Raw genomic sequence first — 4,675 nt, forward strand, 5'->3', positions numbered from 1 at the left:
TACCACCGTAGGTTTTAGCCAGAACGGTAGTGATCGCTGCAGTCAGAGTGGTTTTACCATGGTCAACGTGACCGATGGTGCCGACGTTTACGTGCAGTTTGTTACGCTGAAATTGCTCTTTAGCCATCGCTAGTCCCTCTAAGACACGGATATATCGAAGATATCGTCATATCAACCAGGCAATGCCTGACTGTTTGGTTTACAGAGAGAGAATCAGGAGAGAGATAAAGGAAGTGGTGCTGATACCCAGAGTCGAACTGGGGACCTCACCCTTACCAAGGGTGCGCTCTACCAACTGAGCCATATCAGCACATCTGGAGCGGGCAGCGGGAATCGAACCCGCATCATCAGCTTGGAAGGCTGAGGTAATAGCCATTATACGATGCCCGCATCCTGGAACTCGGCTACCTGTTCTTTCTGTAGCTTATGAATAATAAAAGAAGACCTTCTATTATTCGAGTCAGTCAGAGTTTCTGACCAACCTTGATCACGCTATTGCGTAATCTGAAATTCGAAGGTGAGAGATGAAGAACTCACCCATCAGATAAAGATTTTATCTGATGCTCAACCAAGAGGTTGAGATGGTGGTGGGAGAAGGATTCGAACCTTCGAAGTCTGTGACGGCAGATTTACAGTCTGCTCCCTTTGGCCGCTCGGGAATCCCACCTACTTGATGGTGCCGGCTACCGGAATCGAACTGGTGACCTACTGATTACAAGTCAGTTGCTCTACCAACTGAGCTAAGCCGGCATCAAGTGGAGCGCATTCTAGGAAGACCCGAAGAAGGATGCAACAAAAAAATCGCTAATTTTGTTCTATCGCTTACTATTTGTGCAAATCATCGCAAATCAGTCTTCTTGTGTAGCAAATTCAACCAAAAGGCGTGCACTTTTGCAGCGAGACACTACTGTGGTTTGAATAAATTCTTTGCGTATCTGCTGCACTTCTTAAAGTCATTCTGTAATTTCATTTTGAAAAAGAAGAAATTTTTTGCGAAAAATCCTTAAAAAGTCACCTGTCCTTATCTGGTCCACGTTTTGCTTCAACTCTTCGCCTGGATAATGTACAGCTCAATGTCGATACTCAACCTCGCTATCATCAGTTACTGGGAGTGCTGATGATTGAAGAGCTTTAAAACAATATATCCTTGTAATCTCTACATTCGAGAGTAGTGCAACATAACCAAAAAACATGGTGCGACTCAGCGCAGCAGAAAATGTAGCGACAAGCTACTGAGCGACAAGAAAAATGCGGGCACGCTTGCGAAAGCGTGCTGATGTTTGTCATTTTGCTTCTTTTTAAAGACACACTGGTGTTACCCTCCTGCGCATTGTTCTCGTTAATTACCCTGATGACGTGCAATTGAATTTGATACATCGTTGTATTTTCGATGCAGCAAGGTGTTGATGAATCAGAAATTGCACTCCGATGCTTGCTTATGAGTAAAAAAACGACACCTCTCACTACGCCATATTTGCAGTTCAATCGCCAACAATGGGCTGCATTACGTGATTCCGTTCCAATGACACTGGCTGAGAGTGAAATTGAGCGGTTGCGTGGTATCAATGAAGATCTTTCGCTAGAAGAAGTTGCCGAAATCTATCTGCCACTTTCGCGCCTGCTTAACTTTTACATAAGTTCGAACCTGCGCCGTCAGGCTGTCCTTGAGCAATTTCTCGGCACTAATGGACAGAAGATCCCTTATATCATCAGCATTGCTGGTAGCGTTGCGGTGGGGAAAAGCACCACAGCTCGCGTACTTCAGGCTCTTCTGAGTCGCTGGCCAGAACATCGTAAAGTTGAGCTGATCACTACGGATGGTTTCTTACATCCGAATGCTGTGCTCAAAGAACGCGGCTTGATGAAGAAAAAAGGGTTCCCGCAATCTTATGACATGCATCGTCTGGTTAACTTTGTCTCGGACTTAAAATCAGGTGCCAACCAGGTTACAGCGCCGGTTTATTCTCATCTGATTTATGACGTCATTCCTGATGGGGATAAAGTTGTGCAGCAGCCCGATATTCTTATTTTAGAAGGCTTAAATGTGCTGCAAAGTGGAATGGATTATCCTCACGATCCGCATCATGTATTTGTGTCGGATTTCGTTGATTTTTCTATTTATGTTGATGCACCTGAATCATTGCTCGAAACCTGGTATGTAAATCGATTTTTAAAATTCCGGGAAGGTGCGTTTAGCGATCCAGACTCATATTTCCACCATTATTCTCAGTTGCCTGAAGAGGAAGCACTTAACATTGCTCGGGGGCTGTGGAAAGAGATTAACTGGCTTAATTTAAAAGAAAATATCTTACCAACGCGCGAAAGAGCCAGCCTGATCATGACCAAATCGGCCGATCATGCAGTTCAAAGTGTTCGTTTGAGAAAGTAATTTTTATATTTAGCGCCCAACAAAAATGGGCGTTAAATTTGAATGAGTTAATTGTCCGGTCGCAGCGAAATTTCACCACCAACCCAAGATTTAATTTCCCCATTCTGCTCCAACAACAAACCACCTTGTTTATCAATACCTCGTGCAATCCCATGAACTTCACGATCGCCAATAATCAACTTTACTGGGCGATTAATGAAGTTATCGAGGACTTCCCAACGTGGGATAAATGGATTCAAACCATCACGTTCGAAAATCGGCAAAGCCTCACGCAGACTATTCAGTATTTTCGCGGCCAGCTCATTGCGATCAATATTAACGCCCGCTTCCTGCAAATTAATCCAACCCTGAGTAATTTCAGCGGCGCCTTCTGACCTCATGAGCAAGTTGACACCCGCACCGATCACAATCTGGGCTGCATCACCAGTTTTCCCCGTTAACTCAACAAGAATGCCCGCAAGTTTACGGTCATTAAGATAAAGATCATTTGGCCATTTAACACGTACATCTGGTGCACCCAGAGATTGAATGACTTCTGCCATAACAATTCCGATAACCAGGCTTAGCCCCATTGCCGCGGCGGGTCCCTGTTCCAATTGCCAATACATTGACATATATAGGTTGGTACCAAAGGGAGAAAACCACTTGCGGCCGCGGCGCCCACGACCAGCTTGCTGATACTCAGCGATGCATGCATAGCCTGAAGGTAATTGATCCATGCGATCCAGCAAATATTGATTAGTGGAATCGATAACAGGGATAACGGCTAAATTTGACTGGCGTAGATGAGACAAAATAACTTCTTCATCAAGCAATTGAATTGGCCCTGGCAGGCTATAACCTTTGCCCGTTACTGTGTATACATCGAGGCCCCAGCTTTTCAGCGTCTGTATATGCTTATTAATGGCGGCACGGCTCATGCCTAAGGCTTCACCTAATTGCTCGCCCGAATGAAATTCACCATCCGCTACCAATGCCACTAACTTTAAGGGCACGCTGTTATCTTTCATGATATTACCTCTACGGCATTACGCTCGCCTTGAGAACCGATAAAGCGCACCTCTGGTTCCAACCAAACATCAAATTTTTCGCCAACTTTTTTTCTGACATGCTGCGCCAAACGGACAATATCTTGCGATGTGGCATGATCCTCATTAATCAGTACCAAGGCCTGCTGCTTGTGAACAGCAGCACCGCCTTCACGGTAACCTTTCAGCTCACATTGATCGATAAGCCAGCCAGCAGCTAATTTCACTTCACCGCTTACCTGTGGATAATGAGGAATAGTTGGACATTGTTTGATTAATACAGCTGCCTGTTCCGCTGTTACAAGCGGGTTTTTGAAGAAACTGCCTACATTACCTGTAATCTTTGGATCAGGTAGTTTGCTCTGGCGCATTTGGCATACAGCTATAAAGACATCCCAGGCACAAACTGTTGCAGGGTTTAATTTAGTCAGATCGCCATAGCTTAGAATGGGTTGCCACTGTTTTGCCAAACGCAATCCTACAGCGACAATGACGTAATCGTTCTTCATTGCATGTTTGAATATACTATCGCGATAGCCAAACTCGCACTCTTCGCGGTGCAAACGAATAACTTTTTGCGTTGGCAAATGCAAAACTTCAACGTAATGGCAAATATCTTTGAATTCGACACCGTATGCACCGATATTTTGGATTGGTGCGGAGCCGGCCATACCGGGAATTAACGCCAGGTTTTCCAATCCTGTAATGCCTTTTTTTAATGTCTGCTCAACTAATTCATGCCAATTTTCACCTGCCCCCACATGCAGATGCCATGCTTCATCATGTTCTTCAATCGTGGTGCCTTTAATCGCATTAATCACAACGGTGCCATTAAAGTCTTCAAGGAAAAGAACGTTGCTTCCTTCCCCCAATACAATAAAAGGTATATTTCGTTGTTTGCTATCGTTCCAGGCTACAGAAATAGCATCGGGATTGTCGGCGATGACTAGTGTTTGCGCATAGATTTTCAAACCGAGAGTGTTGAAGGACTGTAAAGATGTTTGGGGGCTGGACATGATGCGGCCTTTACTGATTAATCTGGCCGTAGTTTACCTGATCGCTCTGCTACAGGGTGGATATTTCGATGTTTTCGCGGTTGATACTAAATATGCAGACGTAAAAAAGCCCTGAACTACTGTTCAGGGCTTCTTCACTTAATTGATGCCTGGCAGTTCCCTACTCTCGCATGGGGAGACCCCACACTACCATCGGCGCTACGGCGTTTCACTTCTGAGTTCGGCATGGGGTCAGGTGGGAC

At 45.0% G+C, this 4,675-nt stretch carries 4 protein-coding genes, 4 tRNA genes and 1 rRNA gene; 1 reads left to right on the forward strand and 8 read right to left on the reverse strand.

The genetic code is table 11. The annotated features are described in order from the left end of the window. The 5 genes from ACPUC7_RS24160 to ACPUC7_RS24180 form a co-directional block, all read right to left on the reverse strand. The coding region (locus tag ACPUC7_RS24160; protein WP_008102187.1) for a GTP-binding protein at positions 1-127 on the reverse strand (127 nt) is incomplete at its 3' end. 107 nt (positions 128-234) lie between these two features. Continuing rightward, positions 235-310: transfer RNA gene (locus ACPUC7_RS24165), tRNA-Thr, on the reverse strand. A 5-nt stretch (positions 311-315) separates the two neighbouring features. Then, positions 316-390: transfer RNA gene (locus tag ACPUC7_RS24170), tRNA-Gly, on the reverse strand. Between the two features lie 192 nt (positions 391-582). Then, positions 583-667 (reverse strand) — tRNA-Tyr (locus ACPUC7_RS24175). 7 nt (positions 668-674) lie between these two features. Then, positions 675-750 (reverse strand) — tRNA-Thr (locus ACPUC7_RS24180). Between the two features lie 688 nt (positions 751-1,438). Here ACPUC7_RS24180 and coaA point away from each other — a divergent pair. Further along, the gene (gene coaA, locus ACPUC7_RS24185; protein WP_494924831.1) at positions 1,439-2,389 is read left to right on the forward strand and encodes a type I pantothenate kinase; all 951 of its coding nucleotides are present in this window, start codon (positions 1,439-1,441) and stop codon (positions 2,387-2,389) included. A 47-nt stretch (positions 2,390-2,436) separates the two neighbouring features. On the opposite strand, the gene birA is transcribed toward coaA, so the two are convergent. The 3 genes from birA to rrf all read right to left on the reverse strand — a co-directional run. Continuing rightward, positions 2,437-3,399 carry a bifunctional biotin--[acetyl-CoA-carboxylase] ligase/biotin operon repressor BirA gene (gene birA / locus ACPUC7_RS24190; RefSeq protein ID WP_494924832.1) on the reverse strand — a complete coding sequence of 321 codons (963 nt, stop codon included), beginning with the start codon at positions 3,397-3,399 and terminating at the stop codon, positions 2,437-2,439. Further along, positions 3,396-4,433 (reverse strand): UDP-N-acetylmuramate dehydrogenase, encoded by a 1,038-nt coding sequence (murB, locus tag ACPUC7_RS24195; protein ID WP_494924833.1) that lies wholly within the window; start codon positions 4,431-4,433, stop codon positions 3,396-3,398. The genes birA and murB overlap by 4 nt, the downstream gene beginning before the upstream one ends. A gap of 147 nt (positions 4,434-4,580) precedes the next feature. Further along, a 5S ribosomal RNA gene (rrf, locus tag ACPUC7_RS24200) occupies positions 4,581-4,675 on the reverse strand; the annotation flags it as partial.

The sequence above is a fragment of the Pantoea sp. CFCC18179 genome, assembly GCF_059412405.1.